Annotated in this window: 21 protein-coding genes and 1 tRNA gene; 15 read left to right on the top strand and 7 right to left on the bottom strand. The window is 46.3% G+C overall.

Annotated elements, in window-relative coordinates:
* The first annotated feature begins 4 nt into the window (after window positions 1–4).
* Together BC792_RS11245 and BC792_RS11240 are read left to right on the top strand one after the other, a co-directional pair.
* Window positions 5–1102: a TlpA disulfide reductase family protein gene (locus BC792_RS11245; protein WP_148909107.1), complete on the top strand. Its 1098-nt coding sequence runs from the start codon at window positions 5–7 to the stop codon at window positions 1100–1102.
* A gap of 95 nt (window positions 1103–1197) precedes the next feature.
* Window positions 1198–1887 carry a response regulator transcription factor gene (locus tag BC792_RS11240; protein ID WP_148909106.1) on the top strand — a complete coding sequence of 230 codons (690 nt, stop codon included), beginning with the start codon at window positions 1198–1200 and terminating at the stop codon, window positions 1885–1887.
* Between the two features lie 118 nt (window positions 1888–2005).
* On the opposite strand, the gene BC792_RS11235 is transcribed toward BC792_RS11240, so the two are convergent.
* Window positions 2006–2087 (bottom strand) — tRNA-Leu (locus BC792_RS11235).
* 234 nt (window positions 2088–2321) lie between these two features.
* Between BC792_RS11235 and BC792_RS11230 the strand changes: the two genes are divergently transcribed.
* The gene (locus BC792_RS11230; RefSeq protein WP_148909105.1) at window positions 2322–2798 is read left to right on the top strand and encodes a hypothetical protein; all 477 of its coding nucleotides are present in this window, start codon (window positions 2322–2324) and stop codon (window positions 2796–2798) included.
* 67 nt (window positions 2799–2865) lie between these two features.
* On the opposite strand, the gene BC792_RS11225 is transcribed toward BC792_RS11230, so the two are convergent.
* Window positions 2866–3450 (bottom strand): NUDIX hydrolase, encoded by a 585-nt coding sequence (locus BC792_RS11225; protein ID WP_246155008.1) that lies wholly within the window; start codon window positions 3448–3450, stop codon window positions 2866–2868.
* Between the two features lie 22 nt (window positions 3451–3472).
* On the opposite strand from BC792_RS11225, the gene pyrE reads away from it, so the two are divergent.
* The 4 genes from pyrE (at window position 3473) to trxB (ending at window position 6682) form a co-directional block, all read left to right on the top strand.
* On the top strand, window positions 3473–4117 hold the full coding sequence (pyrE, locus tag BC792_RS11220; protein ID WP_148909103.1) for an orotate phosphoribosyltransferase: 645 nt from the start codon (window positions 3473–3475) through the stop codon (window positions 4115–4117).
* An 18-nt stretch (window positions 4118–4135) separates the two neighbouring features.
* Window positions 4136–4534, top strand: coding sequence for an SRPBCC family protein (locus BC792_RS11215; RefSeq protein WP_148909102.1), 399 nt, complete (start codon window positions 4136–4138; stop codon window positions 4532–4534).
* Window positions 4535–4744: 210 nt separating this feature from the next.
* On the top strand, window positions 4745–5701 hold the full coding sequence (locus BC792_RS11210) for a 3'-5' exonuclease (protein WP_148909101.1): 957 nt from the start codon (window positions 4745–4747) through the stop codon (window positions 5699–5701).
* An 18-nt stretch (window positions 5702–5719) separates the two neighbouring features.
* Window positions 5720–6682: a thioredoxin-disulfide reductase gene (trxB, locus tag BC792_RS11205; RefSeq protein ID WP_148909100.1), complete on the top strand. Its 963-nt coding sequence runs from the start codon at window positions 5720–5722 to the stop codon at window positions 6680–6682.
* Between the two features lie 233 nt (window positions 6683–6915).
* Here the strand turns inward: trxB and BC792_RS11200 are convergent, their stop codons facing one another.
* Entirely contained in the window at window positions 6916–7704 is a 789-nt protein-coding gene (locus BC792_RS11200; protein WP_148909099.1) for a Cof-type HAD-IIB family hydrolase, read from the bottom strand.
* 42 nt (window positions 7705–7746) lie between these two features.
* Here BC792_RS11200 and BC792_RS11195 point away from each other — a divergent pair, with 42 nt between their 5' ends.
* On the top strand, window positions 7747–8931 hold the full coding sequence (locus BC792_RS11195; RefSeq protein WP_148909098.1) for a class I SAM-dependent methyltransferase: 1185 nt from the start codon (window positions 7747–7749) through the stop codon (window positions 8929–8931).
* Between the two features lie 57 nt (window positions 8932–8988).
* Here the strand turns inward: BC792_RS11195 and BC792_RS11190 are convergent, their stop codons facing one another.
* The 4 genes from BC792_RS11190 to BC792_RS11175 form a co-directional block, all read right to left on the bottom strand.
* Window positions 8989–11064 (bottom strand): TonB-dependent receptor, encoded by a 2076-nt coding sequence (locus BC792_RS11190; protein ID WP_148909097.1) that lies wholly within the window; start codon window positions 11062–11064, stop codon window positions 8989–8991.
* A 69-nt stretch (window positions 11065–11133) separates the two neighbouring features.
* Window positions 11134–12420: a BamA/TamA family outer membrane protein gene (locus tag BC792_RS11185; RefSeq protein ID WP_148909096.1), complete on the bottom strand. Its 1287-nt coding sequence runs from the start codon at window positions 12418–12420 to the stop codon at window positions 11134–11136.
* A gap of 91 nt (window positions 12421–12511) precedes the next feature.
* Window positions 12512–14479, bottom strand: coding sequence for a transglutaminase family protein (locus BC792_RS11180; RefSeq protein ID WP_148909095.1), 1968 nt, complete (start codon window positions 14477–14479; stop codon window positions 12512–12514).
* A gap of 43 nt (window positions 14480–14522) precedes the next feature.
* Window positions 14523–16298 (bottom strand): ABC transporter ATP-binding protein, encoded by a 1776-nt coding sequence (locus BC792_RS11175; RefSeq protein ID WP_148909094.1) that lies wholly within the window; start codon window positions 16296–16298, stop codon window positions 14523–14525.
* 164 nt (window positions 16299–16462) lie between these two features.
* Here BC792_RS11175 and BC792_RS11170 point away from each other — a divergent pair, with 164 nt between their 5' ends.
* The 7 genes from BC792_RS11170 (at window position 16463) to BC792_RS11140 (ending at window position 22783) form a co-directional block, all read left to right on the top strand.
* Window positions 16463–17536 carry a Leu/Phe/Val dehydrogenase gene (locus BC792_RS11170; protein ID WP_148909093.1) on the top strand — a complete coding sequence of 358 codons (1074 nt, stop codon included), beginning with the start codon at window positions 16463–16465 and terminating at the stop codon, window positions 17534–17536.
* 68 nt (window positions 17537–17604) lie between these two features.
* Window positions 17605–18552 carry a transcription antitermination factor NusB gene (nusB, locus tag BC792_RS11165; RefSeq protein ID WP_170250013.1) on the top strand — a complete coding sequence of 316 codons (948 nt, stop codon included), beginning with the start codon at window positions 17605–17607 and terminating at the stop codon, window positions 18550–18552.
* Window positions 18553–18590: 38 nt separating this feature from the next.
* Entirely contained in the window at window positions 18591–19046 is a 456-nt protein-coding gene (locus tag BC792_RS11160) for a DUF1573 domain-containing protein (RefSeq protein WP_246155007.1), read from the top strand.
* A 41-nt stretch (window positions 19047–19087) separates the two neighbouring features.
* On the top strand, window positions 19088–19408 hold the full coding sequence (gene yajC, locus BC792_RS11155) for a preprotein translocase subunit YajC (protein ID WP_148909092.1): 321 nt from the start codon (window positions 19088–19090) through the stop codon (window positions 19406–19408).
* 870 nt (window positions 19409–20278) lie between these two features.
* Complete coding sequence (locus BC792_RS11150) at window positions 20279–21226, top strand: CdaR family protein (RefSeq protein WP_148909091.1); 948 nt, start codon at window positions 20279–20281, stop codon at window positions 21224–21226.
* Between the two features lie 4 nt (window positions 21227–21230).
* Window positions 21231–21827, top strand: a complete 597-nt coding sequence (coaE, locus tag BC792_RS11145; RefSeq protein ID WP_148909090.1) for a dephospho-CoA kinase — start codon at window positions 21231–21233, stop codon at window positions 21825–21827.
* Window positions 21824–22783 (top strand): MBL fold metallo-hydrolase RNA specificity domain-containing protein, encoded by a 960-nt coding sequence (locus BC792_RS11140; RefSeq protein ID WP_148909089.1) that lies wholly within the window; start codon window positions 21824–21826, stop codon window positions 22781–22783. Before coaE ends, BC792_RS11140 begins: the two co-directional genes overlap by 4 nt.
* Window positions 22784–22847: the final 64 nt, after the last annotated feature.

Genomic DNA, 22847 nt, shown 5'->3' with positions numbered 1-22847 from the left:
AAAGATGAAGAAAGCTATCTTTACATGGATAGCATTTTGCAGCATCATTTGGAGTAGCTGTTCCAATAAGGAGCAAATCCATATTTCCGGACAGATCGACAATCCCGGAAATGTAAAGGTGGTGGCATTTTATGAAGGTGAACGTAAACTGGACTCGGTCTATCTGGCCGATGGAAACAGGTTTAAGTTCGAGCGGGAGGCGACCCAGCCCCGCTTATTGTCCATCGCTGTGGGGAATAACAAATATCCCGTGATTGTAACTCCCGGGGAGAAGTTGACGTTTGTCACAGACCTGCATAGCCCCGACGATTACCGTGTAGAGGGCTCTGAACTGACTGCCGAACTGAAAGCTTTTGCCCCGTATAAGCGTAGGAAAGAGTTTGTGCAGGATTCTTTACAGTCGGCATTTGCCAAAGCTACATTGGGTAAATCGGCCGAGGAAATTGAAAGCTTACGGTTTGATTTTTTAACGGAATTTAAATCCAAGCTGGCCGACTATACTAAACAGGCTGTCAGCTTTGCGCAGAAGCAAAAAAATCTGGCAGGGTTTTATGCGATGAGTACGTTGGATCCGGAGATCGCGGAAGCGGAAATTATCGCCTACGCTGAGGACATAGAGAACGAGTTTTTAGATAACCGTTATGTTTCAGAGTTTAAGGAAGAAGCAAAAAAGCTGAAACGTCTGGCGGTAGGACAGCCAGCGCCTGACTTTGAGTCGTTCACACCGGATAATAAAGCTGTAAGATTATCTGATTTTAAGGGGAAATATGTATTGGTCGACTTCTGGGCATCATGGTGCGCGCCATGTAGACAGGAAAATCCTAACATTGTGAAACAGTACCGTGCTTTTAAAGATAAAGGCTTCACGGTGCTGGGCGTGTCGCTGGATAGCAACCCTGGGAGCTGGATGCGGGCCATAAAAGACGACGGCCTCGAATGGACACAGGTGTCAGACCTGCAGGCCTGGAGTTCCGACCTGGTGCTCAGCTATCGTATAAAAGCGATTCCGACCTCTTACTTATTGGATCCTGAAGGCAGGATTCTGGCAAAAAATTTAAGGGGGAAGGAGCTCGAGTCCTTTCTTCAAAAAACATTAAATTAAATTTTATGTTTAACTATTGTTAAGCGTTAACAATTTGATAATACTGTGTTAACTCTTTCTTACCATTAAGTACATAATTTAGCAAAAAAACAACAATGAGCGTCAATCAAAAAATACTAGTGGTAGATGATGAACATGATATAGTCGACTTAATATCATACAATTTAACGAAAGAAGGTTATCAGGTTTATCAAGCGCATAACGGGAAAGAGGGGATAGAAATGGCGAAGCAGGTGAATCCGGATTTAATCATTCTGGACGTTATGATGCCCGAAATGGATGGCATAGAGGCTTGTCGGTTGATGCGTTCGATGCCTGAGTTTAAGCACACCTTTATGGTATTTCTTACGGCGCGCAGCGAGGAATATTCGGAAATAGCGGGGTTCAATGTCGGTGCCGACGATTATATCGCGAAGCCTATTAAGCCGAGGGCATTAATGAGCCGCATAAATGCTATTCTACGCCGTAATAGCGCAGACTCCGAAATAAGCAGCGGAGACAAATTGGAGATCATGGATCTTGTCATTGACCGGGATTCGTTTCTGGTGTACCGCGATAGCGATAAGATTACCCTGGCAAAAAAAGAATTCGAATTGCTATATTTACTGGCTTCCAAACCGAATAAAGTCTTTACGCGGGAACAGATCCTGAAAGCTATCTGGGAAGACTCTGTCGTTGTCACCAACCGGACGATAGACGTTCATATCCGAAAACTGCGTGAGAAGATCGGCGAGAACTATGTTGCTACGGTAAAGGGAGTTGGTTATAAGTTTGAGTTGAACTAACAAAAGGATTGTCAAAGATAAATAAGGTAGGCTAGCAGCTTACCTTTTTTTGTTGGTGTAAAGACGGTGACCCCAAAAAAGTAAAAGGCTTGAAATCAATCGATTTCAAGCCTTTTTGTACCCAGCGCCGGAGTCGAACCGGCACATCCGAAGATATTGGTGTTTGAGACCAACGCGTCTACCAATTCCGCCAGCTGGGCATGCTGTTTCCTTGTTTGACGATGCAAATATAGGAGTTGTTTTAAGTTTTCCAAAATATATTTTTGTAATTTCTTAAATGTACTGGTTAACAAACGGTTTGTTTTACTGCGCCGGGGGCATAATGGTTTTGGTTAACATAATTTAACAAGGAGCGACTTAAACGTTCGTCGCTATTACATATCTATTATGCATATAGAGCAATAAGCAGATTTGTTCATTAAAAACATACAGATATGAAAAAGACACTATTCTTAGCAGTATTATTAGGTGGTTTTAGTCTGACTACGATGGCACAGGAAAGTAAAGTGCAGGACAGTGATGCTAAAAAGGAACGACGACACGTGCGCCACGAGCGGAAAATTGCCGAACGTTCCCCCGAAGAGATCGCCAAGTTAAAGACCGATCGGTTGGACGAGACGCTAAAATTTACCGATGCACAACGTCAGGAAGTTTACGCGATTCAGCTGGATCAGGCAAAGAGACAGGTGGCGCACCGCGACGAGATGAGGAAGCTGCATAGTGAATGGCGCAAGGAGGCCAAAGGCAGCCGTGAAAAGTTGCACGAAGTATTAACGCCCGAGCAGCAACAGCTTATGAAAGAGAAATTCGCGGATAACAAAAAGGTAAAAGGTATGCGGAAGAGAGGAATGTTCAAAGGCGAACGTCCAACCGGAAACCAAAAGAATATAGAAGAGAAAACACAAGGTTAAAGTAAGTGGTTAGTAGTTAAGTTTTATGTTTAGATGGATGAAAGGGGCAGGTTGCCCCTTTCATTTTTTATAGCTGGTTGATTATCTGTGCAATAAGCGGGTAAGTGTTTTCCGTAACCATATCGAAGTCTTCCTTGTCCAGCCACCGGGCATCAGTGATATCCTCTTCGGTTTGAGGAAACAGCTTCGGAGATTTATTCACGCCCATTTCATACCAGTTTGTTTGTTTCACCACAAATCTGCCGCGCATGACATATGTATGATAGGTTGTTAGCAGCTTCCGACCAAGATAATGTATCTGAATGCCGCATTCCTCCTCCACTTCGCGGACGGCTGCCTCGCGCATCTTTTCGTTGTCTTCGACTTTGCCCTTCGGCAGATCCCATTTGCCCAACCGGTGTATGAACAAGTATTTACCGTCGCCGTTTTTTACTACGCCGCCCGCTGCTTTTATGATGGTATGTTTTTGTAGGATCGACCTGAATGTAGATTCCGCGTCAGGATGTATATAGAGATAAGTGGTATTCTTCGACGCTTTGTTCTTTGACGCCTGGAAAAGTTTTTCCAGGTCAATATCTTGTAAACCAATTGTTTGAACAATAGACAATTTCTTGGGAACGAAATCAGCCAAAATTAGCTGAGATTCGTTCATATAAATTTTATAAATTTGTGCCATGAATAATTTAAATGAGGTTGAACAGAAAATTGCTGAATCCTTATTGCAAATTAAAGCAATAAAATTACAACCTAAAAACCCTTTTACATGGGCGTCGGGTTGGAAGTCTCCAATTTATTGTGATAATCGTATTACCTTGTCACATCCCGCTATCCGGACATATATCCGTCAAAAACTGTCCCAGTTGATTCAAGAAGAGTTCGGTACTGTTGAAATGATATCCGGTGTAGCGACGGCTGGTATACCGCAAGGAGTATTGGTTGCGCAAGATTTAGGACTGCCCTTTACCTATGTGCGGAGTAGCGCAAAAGAACATGGCCGGCAGAATCTTATCGAAGGAGAGGTGATCAGTGGTCAGCGCGTTGTCGTCGTTGAGGATTTAATTTCGACAGGAAAAAGCAGCTTACAGGCTGTAGAAGCGTTGCGCGAAGCGGGCTGTAATGTTGTTGGTTTGGTTTCTATATTCACCTATGGCTTCGAAGAAGCAGTTGACAATTTCGCTAAAGCGAAATGTCCGTTCTTTAGCCTGTGCAATTACGAATCGCTTATCAAAGTTGCGGTAGTAAATGGCTATGTGCTGGAATCTGATGTCGCTCTGCTGGAGCAGTGGAGAAAAAATCCTTCCGCCTGGGTCAGCGAATAACTTAAAAAATTTATGTGTATGACGATCATTCAGAATAATATTGTTATCGGCAAACCTGTTGAGGATGTCTATGTCTTTTTAGCCGATCTTAACAACCACGAGCAGTTGATGCCGGACAACATTTATAATTGGTCGTCAACGACGGATGAAGCGCGGTTCACGGTTAAGAATATGGCGAAGCTAGCGCTCCGGATCAGCCAGCGGGTAACGAATAAGGAAATCGTATGTGTGCCCGCCGAGGAAGCACCGTTTGCGATTACACTGCGGTGGAAGCTTGAGGAAGAGACTGCGCGTGCGACAAAGGCAACCTTCGTCATCGAAGCAGAGCTGAATATGATGATGAAAATGATGGCGTCCGGCCCGCTTCAGAAACTGGTGGACCATCAGGTTAATAAGCTTCAGGAAGTCCTGGGATAGTCTGTACGACCTTAAATGATATAATCCCGATCTGCACTGATCGGGATTTTTTTTTGCAGTGCCGACCTGACCGTAGACGACCGCCTGCCGACACGCCAGGCTGATGGGATACCTTTCTCGGTGAGAATAGTGTCATTAATTTGTACCGTTATGAAGAACAACAAAAGAGTTTTGTATTTTTGTTTTTCGAGTTTAATCAATCTTTATTAGATGAAACTATTACTAAAACGCCCGTTGGCTTTTTTTGATCTGGAGACTACGGGGGTGAACATCTCGGTGGACCGTATTGTGGAACTGTCTATTTTAAAGGTATCTCCCGACGGGACGGAAGATGTGCTAACCATGCGTTTAAATCCGGGCATTCCCATTCCGCCGGAATCATCCATTTTCCATGGCGTTTACGATGAGGATGTTAAAGATTTACCTTCGTTTAAAGACAGAGCGTTGGAAATCAAGGAATTTCTGGGAGATGCCGATCTTGCCGGCTACAATTCGAACAAGTTTGATGTGCCCATGCTGATGGAGGAATTTCTGCGTGCAGGAGTGGAGTTCTCCTTGACGGGACGCGCTTTCGTCGATGTGCAAAATATCTTCCACCAAATGGAGCAACGGACTTTAAAGGCCGCCTATAAATTCTATTGTGATGCCGATCTGGACAACGCGCATACGGCGGAAGCAGACGTACGCGCTACTTACGAGGTCCTGAAAGCGCAGCTGAGAAAATATGAAGGCGCTATATTTGAAGATAAACACGGTAACGTGTCGACGCCCGTGGTGAACGACGTTCAGGCTTTGCATAAATTCACCAACCTAAGCAATCCGGTAGACTTTGCCGGACGCCTGGTGTTTGATGAAGATGGAGATCCATGCATCAATTTTGGTAAACACAAGGGGAAGAAGGTGACCGATGTGTTTGACGTGGAGCCTAGCTATTATGCATGGATGCAGAACGGCGATTTTCCACTATACACCAAAAAGGTGCTGGAAGAGATCTGGAACGACTACCGAAATAAAAAGAAAGAGCAAAAGCAGCAGCAGCATGAGCAGCGGAAGGCCGAGCAGCCGCGGAAAGCCGAGCACAAAGAACGTCCTGCCAAGGCTGCTGAACCCGTGAAGCCTATCACCATGGATATGCTAAACCAGCTTAAGGGAAAATTTGGTAAATAACTAACAATTATATAGTAGATGACGAATATAGACGAACTAGAGCATGTGAAGTGCCTTATTATCGGTTCGGGTCCGGCCGGATATACAGCCGCGATATATGCAGCCAGAGCGGACTTAAAGCCGGTAGTGTACACAGGTATCGTACCGGGAGGGCAGCTGACACAAACAACGGAAGTCGATAATTTTCCCGGATATCCCCAAGGGGTGACGGGGCCGGTATTGATGGAAGACTTGAAGGCGCAGGCAGAGCGATTCGGAACCGAAGTGCGCTTTGGCTATGCGACAAAGGTAGCGTTTTCTCAGGACAAGGGAACACACAAGGTGCAGATAGATGGTTCAAAATGGATTCTGGCGGAGACGGTTATTATTGCGACGGGTGCAACGGCGAAGTGGCTGGGGCTACCTTCAGAGGAAAAGTATAACGGTTTCGGCGTGTCGGCATGTGCCGTCTGCGACGGCTTCTTTTTTAAAGGTCAGGATGTGGCGATCGTGGGAGCAGGAGATACGGCTGCTGAAGAAGCAACATATTTGGCTAAACTCTGCCGCAAGGTATACATGCTCGTGCGCAGGGACGAATTCCGAGCGTCTAAAGCCATGGTGCACCGTGTCATGAACACTGCAAACATCGAAGTTTTATACAACACCGAGACACAGGAGATTGTTGGTAATGAGCAGGGGGTCAACGGTGTACGTGTAATCAATAACCGGACGAAAGAGGAGAAGGTGCTTGACGTTACTGGTTTCTTTGTCGCGATTGGACATAAGCCGAACACGGAGCTTTTCCAGGGTATATTGGAAATGGACGAGACAGGCTATCTGATTACAAAGGCGGATAGTACGGCGACAAATATACCCGGCATTTTCGCTTGCGGAGATGTACAGGATCATGTGTATCGTCAAGCGATTACTGCTGCAGGGACAGGCTGTATGGCCGCACTTGAGGCAGAGAGGTATCTCGCCGCAAAGGAGTCGGGCGAATAGCCGTTTTTAGCATTATAAAGGGAGGTGTCTTCTATGTTTTTAAGCGTAAACGTAGGAGACATCTCCTATTTAACAATATATGCATTCTATGGTCTGCCCCGTACGATGACGTCGGCGCACTGGTCTTCTTGACATGGCGTTTTCCCGTCTTTATGCATTTTTCTGTACAGATAATCGCGGACCGCTCCAGCGCTGCACAAAGAAAGCATGGCCGCGAGCACGCATCGACGGCCTTATATTACCTGAAAATAACGTAACGCCTGGAAGATGCCATCTGCATCCACATCACCCGTGACGTAATCGGCGATTTCCTTCACTTCAGGGTTTGCGTTACCCATGGCCACGCCGATTGCTACATGTTTAAGCATAGTGATGTCATTGCCACCGTCGCCAAAGGCCATCGTCTGCGATATATCGATGCCAAAATGTTTACAGAAGATATCGATGCCGACCTGCTTACTTTGGCCCTTAGGATTCACATCGGCGAACAACGGCGTCCAGCGGGAGGCGACGGAGTTCGGCATAACCGTCTCCATAAATGCTTTTTCGTCGTCGGGGCCTAAAAAAATATTCGTCTGTAGAATGGCAGAAGGATCGACCTTCTCGATGTCTACCAAAGGAGGAACCGGAAGGTTAAGGTGGGCATACATTCCGGCAATTTCCGGTGTTACGTCATGTATAGTAATCTCCCGCTCGGACATGAAGGAAAAGCTCAATGGACGCGTTCTGGCATATTCAAGCACCGCTTTTATATCGCGGGCATCCATCGCCTGCCTAAATAGTACTTCTCCTTCTTTCGTCACGCAATAACCGCCATTGAATGTAATAAAGCCATCGAAGTTCAGATACTTTATATGGTCGATGCTATTGATGGAACGGCCGGTGGAAACAATCACCTTGACACCTTGTTGTTGTAGCTTTTTTATCGACTCTTCCGTGCTTGCGGGTACCTGGTGTGTCTTAAAGCTTAGAAGTGTACCGTCGATGTCGAAGAAAACGGCTTTGATCTTAGGATATTGCATAGGACAAAGGTACAATTTCTTTATATTCTCTATCTTTGTGCCATGGATAATTATGCCACCTTTTTTGATAAAGTACGAGAATCTATTCAACAGGATGAGTTCATTAAAATGTCTTTAGGAGACTACAATGGCACCGAACTGTATCTGAAGAACGTCTATATCAAACCCGTTATTATCAAGCGTGAAAAGAAGCTGTCGTTCGTTTTTCGTTATAAAACACAGGATATCACACAGAATTTTGAGATCAGCACCGGTATCATGGAAATACAGGGGCTGCTGAAGGTTGAAGGGTTTCGCGTGGCTACCTTGTTCACAGAGTCGCAAAACCTGTCTTGTCAGCTCACGAAGAAGGGAACATGGATCTTGAGGAAAGAGGAACCAACGGCGAAGAAGCCCGTGTTACTTGCACACGATAAACAGAAAGAACGGAAGCTGGATAGTGCGGGCAAAGTCTACTTACAAGAGCTGGGGCTCACCGACGCAGCAGGGAAGGTGTACAAGAATGCACAGGACAAATGGAAACAAATTAATCATTACATCGAGATCCTGAGCGCCATGTTGAAACGCTTGCCGCAAAAGGATACCCTAAACGTGGTCGATATGGGAGCAGGGAAGGGATACCTGACGTTCGCGTTGTACGACTATCTGGTACACAAACTGCAAAAGCGTACCTATCTTGTAGGCGTTGAGTATAGGAAAGATCTCGTCGAGCTGTGTAATCAGGTTGCGGCTAAATCGGACTTTAAGAATTTGCTTTTTCTGCGCGGCGCGATAGAAGAGTATCAGCCCGAGAGCGATTTAGATATGCTGATTGCTTTGCATGCCTGTGATACAGCGACGGACGACGCTATCGCCAAAGGTATCAGGCACCATGCGGATCTGATTGTGGTAGCGCCCTGTTGTCATAAGCAGATCCGCCGCGAGATGGAAAAGAACAAAACACCGAACGGACTCGATTTTCTTCTTAAGCATGGCATCTTTATGGAACGGCAGGCGGAGATGGTTACTGATGGACTGCGGGCATTGATCATGGAATACTACGGTTACCAGACTAGGGTATTTGAATTTGTATCGGACGCACATACCCCCAAAAATGTACTCGTGGTGGGCGAGCGGAAATCTATAGATCCCAAAAGGCAGCAGGAGATCTTAGCGAAAATTTGCTCCATCAAAACGTACTTCGGTATCGATTACCACCACCTCGAAACCTTATTGGAAGTAAGGTAGAACCCGAGACCGGTGCTCGCCACGGACCGTCGGGCGCCTACCATACACGCAGGCTTTTTATAAGGCGATTTTAACTCCGCCATAATAATTCCGGGGGGCAGCTGGGTTGAAAAACCGGTTACCGAAAGCGTTGATGTCGTTTCCAAGATTGTATTGTTGGTTCAATAGATTGTCGGCTCCGACGAACACCTGTAAGCTCAATCGCCCTTTTACCGGTATGTCCATGCCGGCCTTCGCCTGGAGGAGATGAAATGACTCAGCGAAAAAGGTGTTGGCATCGTTTAGCGGCATGCCTGAAACGTAGTTGTGGAGAAGGTTGACGTATATCTTTCTGGGGAAGATAAGAGAGACGCTGTTACTGACCGTCCAATCGGGAACGGCTGTCATTGCATTTCCTGAATGATCGTCGTTTCCGCTCACATAGTCGCCAAACCTGTAGAAATTTCTGGCCAGAGAGCCTTGATATGTCCACTGTTGCAAAAACCGCTGTGGCGAGGGTAAAAGGAGGTGTGCTAATACGGATGCTTCGATCCCTTTTTGATCCATCTCCCCTGCATTGACGTAGTATTCTTCTCCGTTCTCACGAAGCTGGCGCACGATACCATTCTTCATCTGGTAGCTATAGGCAGATACATCCGCTAGAAACCGCCGGTCCTTGGTTTCGGCCCGTAATCCTATTTCATAGTTCGTGCCTGTTTCAGGATTCAGCCCGGTGTTGATCCTGTTATCGGAAGCGCGTACTTCAGCCAGGGTCGGAGCGGAGTACCCTTTGGATATTGATCCCCGCGCGGCCACATGTTCGGTGAAAGAATAGGAGGAGGCTATCCGCGGCATCCAGATGCTGCCGAAGTCAATCTCGCCCGAAGGGACATCGATCTGTGGAAAGTGCTTCGTGTAATCGATGGCGGCGGTGTTCCAACTCAGCGACCCCTCCAGAAGCCATCGGTCAAAGAATGTTGCTGTGGCCCGATAAAAAACGCTCGTCTGTGCATTGTTCAGTTTATCGCGGTCCTGAAGTGCAGTGGGGGCACCCCGTTCGTTACCGTAGTTTTCGATCCTGTTCCAGCCCTTTTGCCCTTCAAAGCCAGCTTGCATTGTCCACGTCAGAAGCCGGTTATCGTTATTTGTGTACGAAAAGTAGGTCCGGACACCCAGATTGCGTTCGGCCCGGATCTCGTAATTGGTGATAAACGGATTTTCAAGATCGGTGGTCGACCCGAAGACGGCGATGTGATGCGACATATATTTCGATAGAGAAGCCTCGTGGGCCAAGCCCATATACCATGTTTTATTATAGATTCCGGCCTTTTGTTCTTTTGCGCCAGGAGTCTGTCCGGCAGCGGGCCTCGCCATACTTGGGTCTTCTTTCATCTGCGCCTCTGTGAGCCCTCCGGGTGTGCGGTATCCCAGGTCGGCATAAAGTACATACAACTTTAGCATGTTACCGGGCGAATACGTCCATTGATGCGCCGTCTGGAAGGTCTTTTTATTCAGTGCCGTGTTCTCCCGGTAACCGTCAGCACGCATAAAAGACTGATCGACAGAAAATTGGTAGGCATCGGACAGCCGGTGCTGCAGGGAGAGCTGCTCCTGAAACAAGCCATAGGAGCCACCGCTAAGAACCAGTTCCTGCTTGTTCTCCATATTTCCGAACCCCTTCGGATCTAGCCGCAGGACACCACCCGAGTTGGCACCATAAAGCGAACCGTCAGGCCCCTTCAGGATATGAACGGCGTGAAGGGAGAAGGGGTCAATAAGATTGAGATACGTGTTGCCGCCGGCATCTGTAAGCGGAAACTCGTCCATATAGATTTTTGCGTTGCGTATACCGAAGGGCGAGCGGATGAGGCTACCGCGCATAGCTAATCTATAGCTCCCCGGGGACCGTTCTTCCATCCGTATTCCGGCAACAGTATTTAGGGCAGGAAGAAGGCTGTTGGTCTGCTGATGATCCAACTGCCTGCGTGTGATCGATTGAGCCGATGCGGTCAGCCCCATCAGCGGCTGACTGCTGAAATAAACGTTGACCTGTATTGGTTGTATTGTTGTGGTGTCGGCCTGCTCCTGACCGAAGCCGGTATGCGATGAGGAGACAACCAAAATAAGTAAAAGTAGCTTTGATAGATGACTCATAATAACACTTTTTTGCAACACATTTGGTCGGAGAGTAGCCTCCGTGTAGACTCTTGACAATGGCGTATGTTAAAAAGCTTCATTCAGCCCCAGAAACAATCCTTTTTGACCAAAGCGGCCTACGGCATAATCGATGCACAGATTGGTCCGCGTGGCTTTGTTGAACAGTATGCGTAGGCCCGTACCGGCGGCTGGCTCCCACCGCTCAAATAGCTTTGTGCCTAAGCGGTCGTCGGCGGTTTGTACATTCGCAAAAACTACGCCGCTTAAAAACTGATTGCGGAGGATTGGAAACCTATATTCCAGCTCCGAATAGAAGAATGAGCTACCTTTAAAATACCCGTTGGTATAACCTCGTCCGCTACGCGAATAGACGTCACGTCCCGTGCCTGGCAGATCGAGATAGGCCAATGTTCCGCCGATGTTATAAGATCCCCAGTGCCAAAAGGCGAGTACATGGTTAGGGCGGTACTCCGACAGCTGCCAGTATTTTCGAAAGTCGGTCTGCAGCTGGTATGCATTCTGGGCACTGGCCATCCAGGTTTGGCTCATGCGGAGGACAACGTCTGCATATATGCCTTTATAAGCGCTGTTCGGATTATCGCGGGTCATGTATTGCCAGTTAAACATTAACCCATTGTTGTTGTATCGGCCCGCATGATAACCGGTCAGGTCGCTATAAACTGTTAAAGGCGTTATCTCGTGATCTCCGACAGTATTGATATTTCTTTTAAGTTCTATAAAGACGCCTGCGCCGACGAACATGCCGGGCAACAGCCTTTTGTAAAGGCGCTCGTTGAGGCCGTAGACCGTGTACTGATTGATATAGCGTGTTCTATCCGGGTTGTTGAGAACCTGCTCCTCGGGGATTTCAGTGGTGATGGTGTTGCCCATGCCCATCCCATAATCCAGTGCCACCATCTTGGCTATTACGAGGCCCCCTTTTAGGTTCCACTTGTTTCTTTTGGTGTATGCATCGTGAGCAAAATAGCCATAAATGATGCCACGCGTCGTATAACTAAGGGCTGTGGCAAATGTCGACATCGCGGTGTTTTCCCGCTCTCCAAGGTACACTCCGCCCACTATTTTCGCGCCAATCTGGAATCCGATACTCGGATTGTAATTGATGTTGGGTAGAATGGATATTCCGGACCGCCGCTCGCTAACCTTTTGTGACGTGTCACGCCGGATGAAGCGGCCAATGTCTTTGATGCCATCGCTGATGTCGTATAAGCCGGCGTAACCTGGAATGGAATCTTCCGGTTTATTGGTAATGGTGTCTTGTAAAACAATATTTTGACCGCGGCTGAAACAGATTATCGTCGTGAAGAAGAGGGCGATTAAATATCTTTGCATGCGTGTCTTTCTTGTCCTCTCTCATTTAACAGAGAGAGGCGGTGGTTGTTTTTGCGAAGATACGGATTTTTCTCCATCTTGGTAGTGTCGATCAAATCGGTTGCAAAACGAGTTCCTGCTGCTGCTGTTGAATAATGCGGGAGAAAAACTCCTTGAGGTGGAAGTACTCGTCGGCTGAATAAACGGCTTTGTTTAAGGATAGCGTCTGCCGTAAGGCGAAGCGCCCCTCGTCTGCCGAACATTGGTATGTAAATTTCGCTCCCTCCTCGGGTAGTTTCATGGACAGGTTTTTAGGACATGTCTGGACCTTGATCTCCGGCGGTAAGAGAATGGTGACGTTGTGCGTAATATGACGCTGAGATCCCAGGTCTACGGGATACAGCCTCTCGTTCAGGTTGAACGGATTGCGGGTCGTCCGGTTGATAAAGATCGGGTTGAACGTCAAGGCCCCATTTTGGAGAAAATCTTTCAGGGAAATCGCTATCTCCAGTTGTTCGTGTAGAAAATCTTCCAAACTGTCCACATTTTGGAGGCCGGCACTTTTTACTTCAATACCGGGGATTCTATCTTCCATCGCCTCGAAATATTCCTGTTCACTGTTATACGATGTGATTTCGTTCCGTTTGCGCAGCGCATCAAGGCCTTTATAGCTGATTGTCAGCTTTCCCTGAAGAGCGTAGTCGCTGTCCAGCTCTCCAATGAACGTGAAGGATACGAGCGATGGCTGTTCATTGCGTAAGGGGACCCATTCGGACGATTTCTTGGAATAGATGATGCGTCCTTGCTCGTTTATGCATCGGATAGGTAGCTGCCCAAATGGCGTGGATGTGTCGGTGGCGTCCAGAAGGATTGTACGTCCGTCCAGCGTGATCGAAGCGATCACGTAGTTGAAGTCGGATATGACAGGATGCAGATTGTTGGGAAGGCCGTTCTCCCGTGTGGACAACATGACCGGGTGAGCTGGGAGAGAGGCCGCGTTTAACGCCGTGATGAGGGCTAGATTGATATCGCCCACGTTGCCGCGATGCTGTTCCAGACTTTCCTTTATGCCAAACTGCGCGTGCTTCCCGTATACGTTGTTCCAACGGATGTTTTTTTGTATATAGTAGAATATAGCTTTTGCTTTTTCCAGGTCGGAGGTCTTTCCGGCCAGTATTGTAGGTAGAATATCCTTGAATACGTCTTCTTTTTTAAGCTGTCCGCCAAATGATTTTTCGGTGAGCAGCTCCCTGTCTACGTCTCTCCATTCTTTGGTGACGCGGACTTTTGCACCATTGGTTGTGTAGTATTGTTCCAGTTCGAAGTACACGGCCGATTGATAGTTCTTGCTTGCCAGCATAAACTCTTCCTCTTCAAATGCCGGGATGCTGTCCATCAGGTATGTGATTTTAGAACAGTCGTTCCGTACGCCGTTTAAGAGGAAGTACGATCGTAATATCTCGCTTTTTGTGTCGGTCAGTTTATAAGGCCCCCGCAGCACGACACGATACTGATATGAGGCAGGCATAATAGCTGTGTATGTGCTGGAGATCTTGGGGATGTCGTCCTGAAACTGCCATGTCCTGAAATTCAGGATATCAGGCGAGTAAAGTCGGTAACGGATTTCGATAACTGATCCTGCTTCCACCTGCGGAAGCGTAAACTTGGCCACATGGAGAAAGGGAGACACTTTGTCCAGAAACATGGCACTGCCGCTCATGTCGGTTGCCGCAATCTTATTGTTCCGTAGGTTGTATGTTTTTCCTTTTACGTCGGTCACCGTCTCAAAGTCGTTGCCGAAAGCGCGAAGTGGAATTTCGAAGTTGGCTCTGTCAACACCCTCCTTTTTTAAGATCTTAATCCGGACGGCATAATCGTGTACAACCCGCAGTGCCCGGTCGGCTTCAACGACCTCTAGCTGTGTTTTGCCAATTTCCGCCAAGACGATTGCCACAGCATTTGGAGCAGCCTTTTCATAAGTGTCGGAAATGTCCGCGTATTTTAATGTAGAAAACGGATTTTCCTGAGCAGCTGCCACGCTCAGAAAGAATGAGGAGAGAAGGGTGAATAACAGGCGCATGACTAAGGCTAATTACGTAGCCAATATACATATATAAAATGAATTATTCTGCTTCTAACAATTGTTTTTCGTGAAGTTCAAAATATTCTCCTTCCATAGCCATCAGTTCGCTGTGCGTGCCCTGCTCGACGATTCGCCCTTGATCTAAGACCAGGATATGATCTGCATTTTTAATTGTGGATATGCGGTGAGCAATAAAAATGGTCGTTTTATTACGCATAATCCGACTTAGATTATGAAGTATCTCTTCCTCGGTCTTGGTATCTACCGCCGAAAGACAATCGTCGAATATAAGAATTTGCGGATCTTTAATCAGTGCCCGTGCGATGGATACCCGCTGCTTCTGTCCCCCGGATAAGGTGATACCTCTTTCTCCGATTGCCGTCTGGAAGCCTTCTTCGAAATTCATTATATTCTCGTATACGGCAGCGTCTTTTGCAGCTTGTCCCACTTTATCCATTTCGACGGTATCCCTGCCGAAAGCAATATTATTGGCAATGGTGTCCGAGAACAGAAATACCTGTTGCGGTACAAATCCGATTTGTTCCCGTAGCACGGACGTTTTTATTTCCTGGATGGGCGTTTGATCAAAGTAGATGGCTCCTTGGTCAGCGTCATACATACGGAGCAGCAGATTGGCCAACGTCGATTTACCGGAGCCCGTTTTCCCGATAATAGCCAGCGTCTTGCCGCTTTCGATCGAAAAGGAAAGATTCTTAATCGCCTGGATACCTGTCTCCGGATATGTAAACGATAAATTTTCAACGCGTATATTTCCGTGCAGAAGTAATTCTTTGTTGCCGTCCCGTATTTCGGAGGTTGTGTGTAGGAATTCGTTGATCCGCTTTTGGGATGCCGCGGCACGCTGGAAGAGCGAGGTGACCCACGCGAGGGACATAGCAGGGAATGTCAGCTGGTTGACATACAGGATAAACTCGGCGATGTTTCCGGCGGTTATAGTTCCGTTATTTACCTCGATCCCACCTACATAAACCGTGATGATGGTACTGAAGCCGATAAGGAATATGATTAATGGAAAAAAAATGGCCTGAATGCGCACGAGATCAAGTGATACCTTGTTATAGATGTTGCTCTCGTTTGCGAAAACTTCCATCTTCTGACGTTCACGGGCGTATGCCTTAATAACGCGTATACCTGAGAAAGTCTCCTGTACGAACGAGGATAGCGTAGAGAGCTGACGTTGAATCCGCTCGCTGCGGACATTGATGATTTTATTAATATACAAGATAACCACCGACAGAATGGGTATAGGAAGTAGAGCGTATGTGGCCAGTTTGGGATTGACGTCATACATCGCATAGATAATCATAATTGATAAGACGATCGTATTAATGGCATACATAATCGCCGGCCCCAAATAGTTTCGCACGTGGTTGACGTCTTCCGTTGCCCGGTTCATCATATCTCCGGTATTGTTTCGCCGGAAAAACGAAAAGTCCAATTGTTGGTAGTGGTGGTAAATTTCGTTCTTCAGGTCATATTCTATATGGCGCGAGGTCAGGATAATCGTCTGCCGCATAAAAAACAGAAATATACCGCGCAACAGCGCTAGTAGGAGCACAACCGCACCGAAAAAGAGAAGGCTGCTGCCGAACACCTGATACACCAGGTCCTGTCTTTCAAAGCCGTCGTACAGACGGTACAGGTCGATATTCTCTTTAACAAGGTCAAAAGCTTCGCGGATGACTTTGGCGGGTAAAATTCCGAAATAGTTGGATACGATTACAAACAGAATTCCCGGTATTAGTTTCCACCGATACTTGTAAAAGTATTTATTAAGATACGCTAACTCTTTCATCGAAAACAAATGTAAGGCTAAAATTTCAAAAATAGTTCGCTCAAATTCCGCGTTCTGTCAGGGGAGTGCAATGTGTAAATAATGCGTTGAATAGGACAGTTCAAAGAAATATTTCCTACTTTTGTAACAGTCATTTTTAAGATACGTTGAATCGATCAGCAACTATGGAGGTGAACAAGTCTTCTGTTTTCGAAAAGATGGGTGTTTCAGGCCATCAAAACTTATATTTTTGTCACGATCAGGCGGTAGGACTACAGGCTATCATCGCTATTCATGATACGACCCTTGGACCGGCGATCGGCGGCGTACGCATGCTTCCTTACGAATCCGTTTCGGAAGCTGTCGAAGACGCATTGCGGCTCTCGCAGGCCATTACTTACAAAGCATCAATCGCCGGACTAAATCTCGGCGGCGGTAGCGCAATCATTATTGGCAATAACCGTACGGACAAAACAGAAGTACTTATGCGTCGCTTCGGCCAGTTTATCGAAGGGCTAAATGGGAATTTTATTGCCTCGACAGATATTGGTACGACGCAGAAAGACCTGGAATATATGCTGTCGGAGACCGATTACGTGGCGGGGCTCCCCGCGTCATTGAATGGCGGGGGTGACACGACGGTGTTCGCGGCAAGGGGTGTTTTTTACGGCATTAAGGCGGCGATCAAGGAATTGTACGGAGACGATAGCCTCGCGGGACGTAAGATTGCAGTGCAAGGCGTTGGCAGTGTAGGAGAGCAGTTGGTGGGCATGCTGCGCGCAGAAAATGCCCGCGTGTATGTGTCGGACATGACGGAGGAACGTAAAATGAAGATTGCGGCAAAGTATAAGGCAGAGCCGATTACCTATTCCACCAGCTTTGAACTGGACGCAGACGTCTACGCCCCCTGTGCGCTGGGAGGAACAGTGAACCCTGATACAGTGCCCCGTATGCGGTGTAAGATCATTGCCGGTTCTGCAAATAACCAGCTGAAAGATGAAGATGTAACAAATAGACTGCTAAGGGAACACAATATCTTATATACACCCGACTTTTTAATTAATGCAGGAGCACTGATCAGCTGTTTCTCTGAGTTAGAAGGATATGGCAGTGACCGTACCGAAGCGCTGGTGAAAAATATTTATAATGCCACGCGCCACGTTATCCAAAAGTCGGTAGAGGATAATATAACGACGTATGAAGCGGCGAAGCAGCTGGCCGAAAAACGTATTACTGATATCAAGAAGTTGAAACGATAACTCAGCGGGTTATTTTTAAAAGTATAATTTCGTTCTTATTTATATACAATCGTTCTTTAAATTACATTATGCTTAATAGAAGGCACCTTCGGGTGAAAGTTATGCAAACGCTGTATGCGTTTAGTTTGTCGGAAGATAAACAGGTCAAAAATTTTGAAAAAGCGCTTTTAACAAGTGTGGATGAGGTAAACCAGATGTACATCTGGACACTGAATCTATTGGATGAGGTAGCTGAATACGTGTTGATCGATGCGGAGGGGAGGGCCAACAAGTTTTTACCTACGGAGAAAGACAAAGTCTATACGACCAAGTTGAACAGCAACAGCTTTATTGAGTCGCTGCGACAGAACAGAGCTTATTTGGAGTTTGTTAAAAAGTACAAGGTATCCTGGAGTTTCGATCCCGAGATTGTGAGATCGATATTCGCGCAGCTGAAAGAGTCGGAAGAATACATGGCCTATCTGAAGCAAGAAGATCGGTCTATCGCTGCTGAGAAAGACATTATTAAATTTATCTTCAAAAAGATTGTGTTAAAGTCGCCGGATATTGAGCAGGTATTCGAAGCTAAGTTTATTAACTGGCCCGTGGATAGGGAAGTCCTTCAGGCTATGGTCGCGAAGACGTTCAAAAACTTCAGCAGTGAGAGTCCGGCACAGAATAAGCTTGCAGAGCTGACGCCAAACTGGGAAGAAGACACCGAATTTATTACGGAGTTGTTGAAGCAGACGATCCGGTACGGAAATGAATATCAGGAATTAATTTCCGCGAAAACCAAGAACTGGGAGGCCGATCGGATTGCGCTGGTTGATAACCTATTGATGCGGATGGCTATCTGCGAACTCGTCAATTTTCCGACGATCCCCGTAAAGGTGACGATAAATGAATATATAGAACTGTCGAAAGCATTTAGTACGTCGAAAAGTAATACGTTTATAAACGGTATATTGGATAAAATCCTGGCCGATTTGACACAACAAAGACGTATACAAAAGCAGGGGCGGGGCCTTAGAGATTAATTGGCTTAGCCAGTTGTCGGGAGTAAATAGTGAACAACATGAATATAGCAAACAGAAATATGGTTAGAGTATCTTTTATTTGTTTCGTATTGGCGTGCCTCGTTTCATGTGGCGGTACTGACAATAGGACGTCTGAAGAAAGTGATAGCTTGTCCGTGCAGGAGCAAGAAAATGCCGGCATAGGGAAGATTGAATTCGTGGAGTCTGCTTTTGACTTCGGACAGGTGAAGGAGGGCGAAATCGTGGAACACGTCTTTAGTTTTAAAAATACGGGAACTGCTCCGCTTATTTTGTCTCAGGTATCAGCCTCCTGCGGTTGTACTACACCCTCGTATACCCAAACTCCGGTGCTTCCGGGCCGGGAGGGGGAAATCAAGGTGAGCTTCGATAGCAATGGGCAGATCGGAAAGCAACAGAAGATCGTAACGGTGGTCTCAAATGCTGAGAATGGGGTCGCGACTATCCAGCTCAAAGGCGAGGTACTGGCGAAATAGGTTGAGGAGTTTTGTTTTTAATTTTAATTTAATTTTTGAATATGATAACTACATTATTACAGGCGGCGCCAGGTGGAAGTGGACTGATGAGTTTTCTTCCAATGGTATTGATTATTGTTGTGTTTTACTTTTTTATGATCAGACCGCAAATGAAGAAGCAGAAAGAACATAAAAAGTATATTGAAGAACTGGGCGTCAATTCAAAGGTGGTTACGACTGCCGGTATACACGGGAGAATTGTTGAAGTGAGCGAGACTACCTTTTTAGTCGATGTCGGTTCGGGTGTGAAAATCCGTTTCGATAAGTCTGCAGTCTCCCTGGAGGCTTCCAAAGCAGCTAACGGCGAGGTCACAAAGAAGTAACTTTTAAAAGAAAGTGAAGAGGCTATCCGGAATTTAGGGTAGCCTTCTTTGATTAGAAGTTAGAAGTCAGATATTAGAAGTTAGAAGTGAGAAGTTAGAAATCAGAAATCAGAAGTTAGAATAGCTTATAGCTGCTATCTGCCATTTGCCATCAGCCATTGGCTATTAGCCTTTCACTTCACAACTTTACAAATCAACGACTTTACCGCTGTTGCCCTATAGCTTATAGCCATCTGCCATTTGCCATCAGCCATTGGCTATTAGCCTTTCACTTCACGACTTTACAAATCAACGACTTTACCGCTGTTGGCTTATAGCTTATAGCCATCTGCCATCTGCCATTTGCCATCAGCCATTGGCTATTAGCCCTTTCACTTCACAACTTTACAAATCAACGACTTTACCGCTGTTGGCTTATAGCTTATAGCCATCTGCCATTTGCCATCTGCCATTGGCTATTAGCCTTTCACTTCACGACTTTACAAATCAACGACTTTACTGCTGTTGGCTTATAGCTTATAGCCATCTGCCATCTGCCATCTGCCATTTGCCATCAGCCATTGGCTATTAGCCCTTTCACTTCACAACTTTACAAATCAACGACTTTACCGCTGTTGGCTTATAGCTTATAGCCATCTGCCATTTGCCATCTGCCATTGGCTATTAGCCTTTCACTTCACGACTTTACAAATCAACGACTTTACTGCTGTTGGCTTATAGCTTATAGCCATCTGCCATTTGCCATCTGCCATTGGCTATTAGCCTTTCACTTCACGACTTTACAAATCAACGACTTTACGTCTATAGCTTATAGCCATAAGCTATCTGCCATCTGGGGAAATTACACGCTATTTTGTTACCTTTGTGCCTATGGCCCAACCTCGAATTAGCAAAGCGAAGCGAAGGAAGATCGCAATATTTCTGCGATGCCTCGGTATCTCCTTTGTAGCGTGGCTGCTGTTTGCAGTGTCTAACGTGCAGCTATATGTTATCAAGGCAGGCATCTCCTACGTAAACATACCGGAGAACAAGGCATTCCATCCCTTGCAATCGGATACCGTCAGTATAAAAATGAAGATGAGCGGATGGAAGATTTTTCTTAGGAAGATGAATCCGGATACACCACATATACAGGTTGATCTAAGCGGCCTCAAGACCCGCAACTACATCGTTTTCACAAATCAGCTTGGATATATAAATAGGCAGTTTCCTGTGGACAACCAGGTTATCGCCGTTAGTCCCGATACGCTTTTTTTTGATTTCTCCAAACAGACACAGCGGAAGGTTCCGGTCCGCCCGTTGTATGATATCCAGTTTAAAAAGCAGTATGGTATTATCGGAGATACGAAAGCCAGTCCTGAATATGTGACTGTAACCGGTCCGCTGGAGGATGTTGCCAATATCGAGTTTTTGGAAACGGATACAATAAGGGGGAGTAATGTCAGTGCTGATATCCGTACCGTTGCCTATCTGAATAAACATCAAAAGAATAACATCACCATTTATCCCATCTTTTCGGAGATTATGATTCCGGTAGGGGAGATTACAGAGAAGGTTGTGGAGCTGCCGCTAAAAGTGGAAAATGCACGCCAATACACGTCGGTACGTACGCTTCCTAGTAAAGTAAAAGTAACGTTCCTGGTTTCGTTAAAAGATTATAATAAATGGTCTTCCCGCGATTTTGAAGCAATCGTCGATATGGAAAACTGGGAGAAAAATAAGGTGCAGAGTTTGCCGGTCATTCTGACCCAGGTTCCGGAATATTGCCGTATCATCAGTATTGAACCGCAGAATGTGGATTTTTTTGTAAGGAAATAAAAGTATGGGGCTGAAAGTAGGTATTACAGGCGGGATAGGCTCAGGCAAGAGCTATGTGGCCAGAATTTTCAAGGCGTTGGGGGTTCCCTTTTATGATGCGGATACGGAGGCAAAAAAATTAATGAACACCGACGGACAGATCCGTTCTGCCCTTATAAAGCAGTTTGGAGAGGCTGTTTATCTGGAAGACGGGCAGCTGAACAGAGCGTACCTATCAAGCGTTGTGTTTACAGACGAGAAGCGGCTCCAGGCGCTGAATGCTATTGTTCATCCTGTCGTTATCCAACATGGAACAGACTGGGCGGAAGCGCAGTCCTACCCTTACTCGTTAAAGGAGGCCGCCTTACTATTTGAAAGTGGATCCTATAAGTCGCTGGATTATACCATTTTAGTCACAGCGCCATTGGAAATGCGTATAAAAAGGGTCGTTAAGCGCGACGCTGTCTCGCGCGAGCAGGTGTTGGATCGTATAAATAAGCAGATGCCGGACGAAAAGAAGTCGGAAATTGCCGACTTTGTTATTGTAAACGATGAGAACGTACCTTTACTTCCACAGGTACTCACTTTACATCAGCAGTTTTTACGGGAGCGCATAGCATGAGAAACATTCTGGACGATTTCCTTGTTAAGAAGGGAGATACGGGTTATTACTGTAAATATGGCGACTTTTATATCGATGCGATGTTGCCCGTTGAGCGAAATATCATCTCGCATGCCCATGGAGATCATGCTACCGCCGGACATCGACGGATGTATGCCACTCTTCCGACCTTCGCGTTTATGAAAAACAAATATCCTAAAATGACCGACGCTAGCCAACATGTCGTGTCTTATGGTGATCCGTTACAGTTCGGAGACGTTCGTGTTACGTTGTTTCCGGCGGGACATATGTTAGGCTCTGCCCAGATACTGATGGAATTTGAAGATGTCCGTTACCTTTATACGGGCGATTACAAGCTGCAAAATGATATCACCTGTGAACCTATAGAGGTTAGAAAGGCGGACGTATTGATAACAGAGTCGACTTTTGCGAATCCGGCTGTTAAACATCCGGACTTTCGGGAGGAGATCCTGAAGTTGAAGGATCGGCAGAGCAATATCATGCTGGGCTGCTATGTGCTGGGTAAGGCTCAGCGGCTAACCGCCTTGATTAATACCTATCTGCCGGAAAGAGAGGTGCTTGTGCATCATAAAATGTATCCCGTGCACCGCTTGTATGACCAATTGGGGAGGTGTCGGTTAAAATATACACTATATAACCGCAAGGCAATGAAGGATGCGCCGGGGAACAAGATTTATCTGGTTCCGCCTTTGACATTTAATAGCTATTTCAGGGCAAAGAATGTGCTAAGAGCTTTTGCGTCGGGCTGGGAGCGGCTACAGCGGCAAAATGATATTACATTATATATTTCTGACCATGTAGACTGGGACGATCTACTAAGATTTATCAACGACGTACAACCGCAGCAGGTTTGGACAATACACGGCGATGGTAAGGCGCTGCAGCATCATTTTGCCGGCGAGTTGATTGTCCGCGACATCCTGCAGGCCGGCTAACGGAAGTTCGGCACCGTTCTTGCGACGCGAAACGAAATTATAGACAGTTTTATGAACAAGTTTT

The sequence above is a fragment of the Sphingobacterium allocomposti genome, assembly GCF_008124885.1.
Lineage (GTDB): Bacteria > Bacteroidota > Bacteroidia > Sphingobacteriales > Sphingobacteriaceae > Sphingobacterium > Sphingobacterium allocomposti.
Note: the sequence above shows the minus strand (reverse complement) of the source record. Positions and strands in the feature narration are given on the sequence as shown.

Bases quoted from the DNA above. Each gene is read 5' to 3' on its own strand.
- BC792_RS11245 (WP_148909107.1), top strand. From the start codon at position 5: ATGAAGAAAGCTATCTTTACATGGATAGCATTTTGCAGCATCATTTGG.
- BC792_RS11240 (WP_148909106.1), top strand. From the start codon at position 1,198: ATGAGCGTCAATCAAAAAATACTAGTGGTAGATGATGAACATGATATA.
- BC792_RS11230 (WP_148909105.1), top strand. From the start codon at position 2,322: ATGAAAAAGACACTATTCTTAGCAGTATTATTAGGTGGTTTTAGTCTG.
- BC792_RS11225 (WP_246155008.1), bottom strand. From the start codon at position 3,450: ATGAACGAATCTCAGCTAATTTTGGCTGATTTCGTTCCCAAGAAATTG.
- pyrE (WP_148909103.1), top strand. From the start codon at position 3,473: ATGAATAATTTAAATGAGGTTGAACAGAAAATTGCTGAATCCTTATTG.
- BC792_RS11215 (WP_148909102.1), top strand. From the start codon at position 4,136: ATGACGATCATTCAGAATAATATTGTTATCGGCAAACCTGTTGAGGAT.
- BC792_RS11210 (WP_148909101.1), top strand. From the start codon at position 4,745: ATGAAACTATTACTAAAACGCCCGTTGGCTTTTTTTGATCTGGAGACT.
- trxB (WP_148909100.1), top strand. From the start codon at position 5,720: ATGACGAATATAGACGAACTAGAGCATGTGAAGTGCCTTATTATCGGT.
- BC792_RS11200 (WP_148909099.1), bottom strand. From the start codon at position 7,704: ATGCAATATCCTAAGATCAAAGCCGTTTTCTTCGACATCGACGGTACA.
- BC792_RS11195 (WP_148909098.1), top strand. From the start codon at position 7,747: ATGGATAATTATGCCACCTTTTTTGATAAAGTACGAGAATCTATTCAA.
- BC792_RS11190 (WP_148909097.1), bottom strand. From the start codon at position 11,064: ATGAGTCATCTATCAAAGCTACTTTTACTTATTTTGGTTGTCTCCTCA.
- BC792_RS11185 (WP_148909096.1), bottom strand. From the start codon at position 12,420: ATGCAAAGATATTTAATCGCCCTCTTCTTCACGACGATAATCTGTTTC.
- BC792_RS11180 (WP_148909095.1), bottom strand. From the start codon at position 14,479: ATGCGCCTGTTATTCACCCTTCTCTCCTCATTCTTTCTGAGCGTGGCA.
- BC792_RS11175 (WP_148909094.1), bottom strand. From the start codon at position 16,298: ATGAAAGAGTTAGCGTATCTTAATAAATACTTTTACAAGTATCGGTGG.
- BC792_RS11170 (WP_148909093.1), top strand. From the start codon at position 16,463: ATGGAGGTGAACAAGTCTTCTGTTTTCGAAAAGATGGGTGTTTCAGGC.
- nusB (WP_170250013.1), top strand. From the start codon at position 17,605: ATGCTTAATAGAAGGCACCTTCGGGTGAAAGTTATGCAAACGCTGTAT.
- BC792_RS11160 (WP_246155007.1), top strand. From the start codon at position 18,591: ATGAATATAGCAAACAGAAATATGGTTAGAGTATCTTTTATTTGTTTC.
- yajC (WP_148909092.1), top strand. From the start codon at position 19,088: ATGATAACTACATTATTACAGGCGGCGCCAGGTGGAAGTGGACTGATG.
- BC792_RS11150 (WP_148909091.1), top strand. From the start codon at position 20,279: ATGGCCCAACCTCGAATTAGCAAAGCGAAGCGAAGGAAGATCGCAATA.
- coaE (WP_148909090.1), top strand. From the start codon at position 21,231: ATGGGGCTGAAAGTAGGTATTACAGGCGGGATAGGCTCAGGCAAGAGC.
- BC792_RS11140 (WP_148909089.1), top strand. From the start codon at position 21,824: ATGAGAAACATTCTGGACGATTTCCTTGTTAAGAAGGGAGATACGGGT.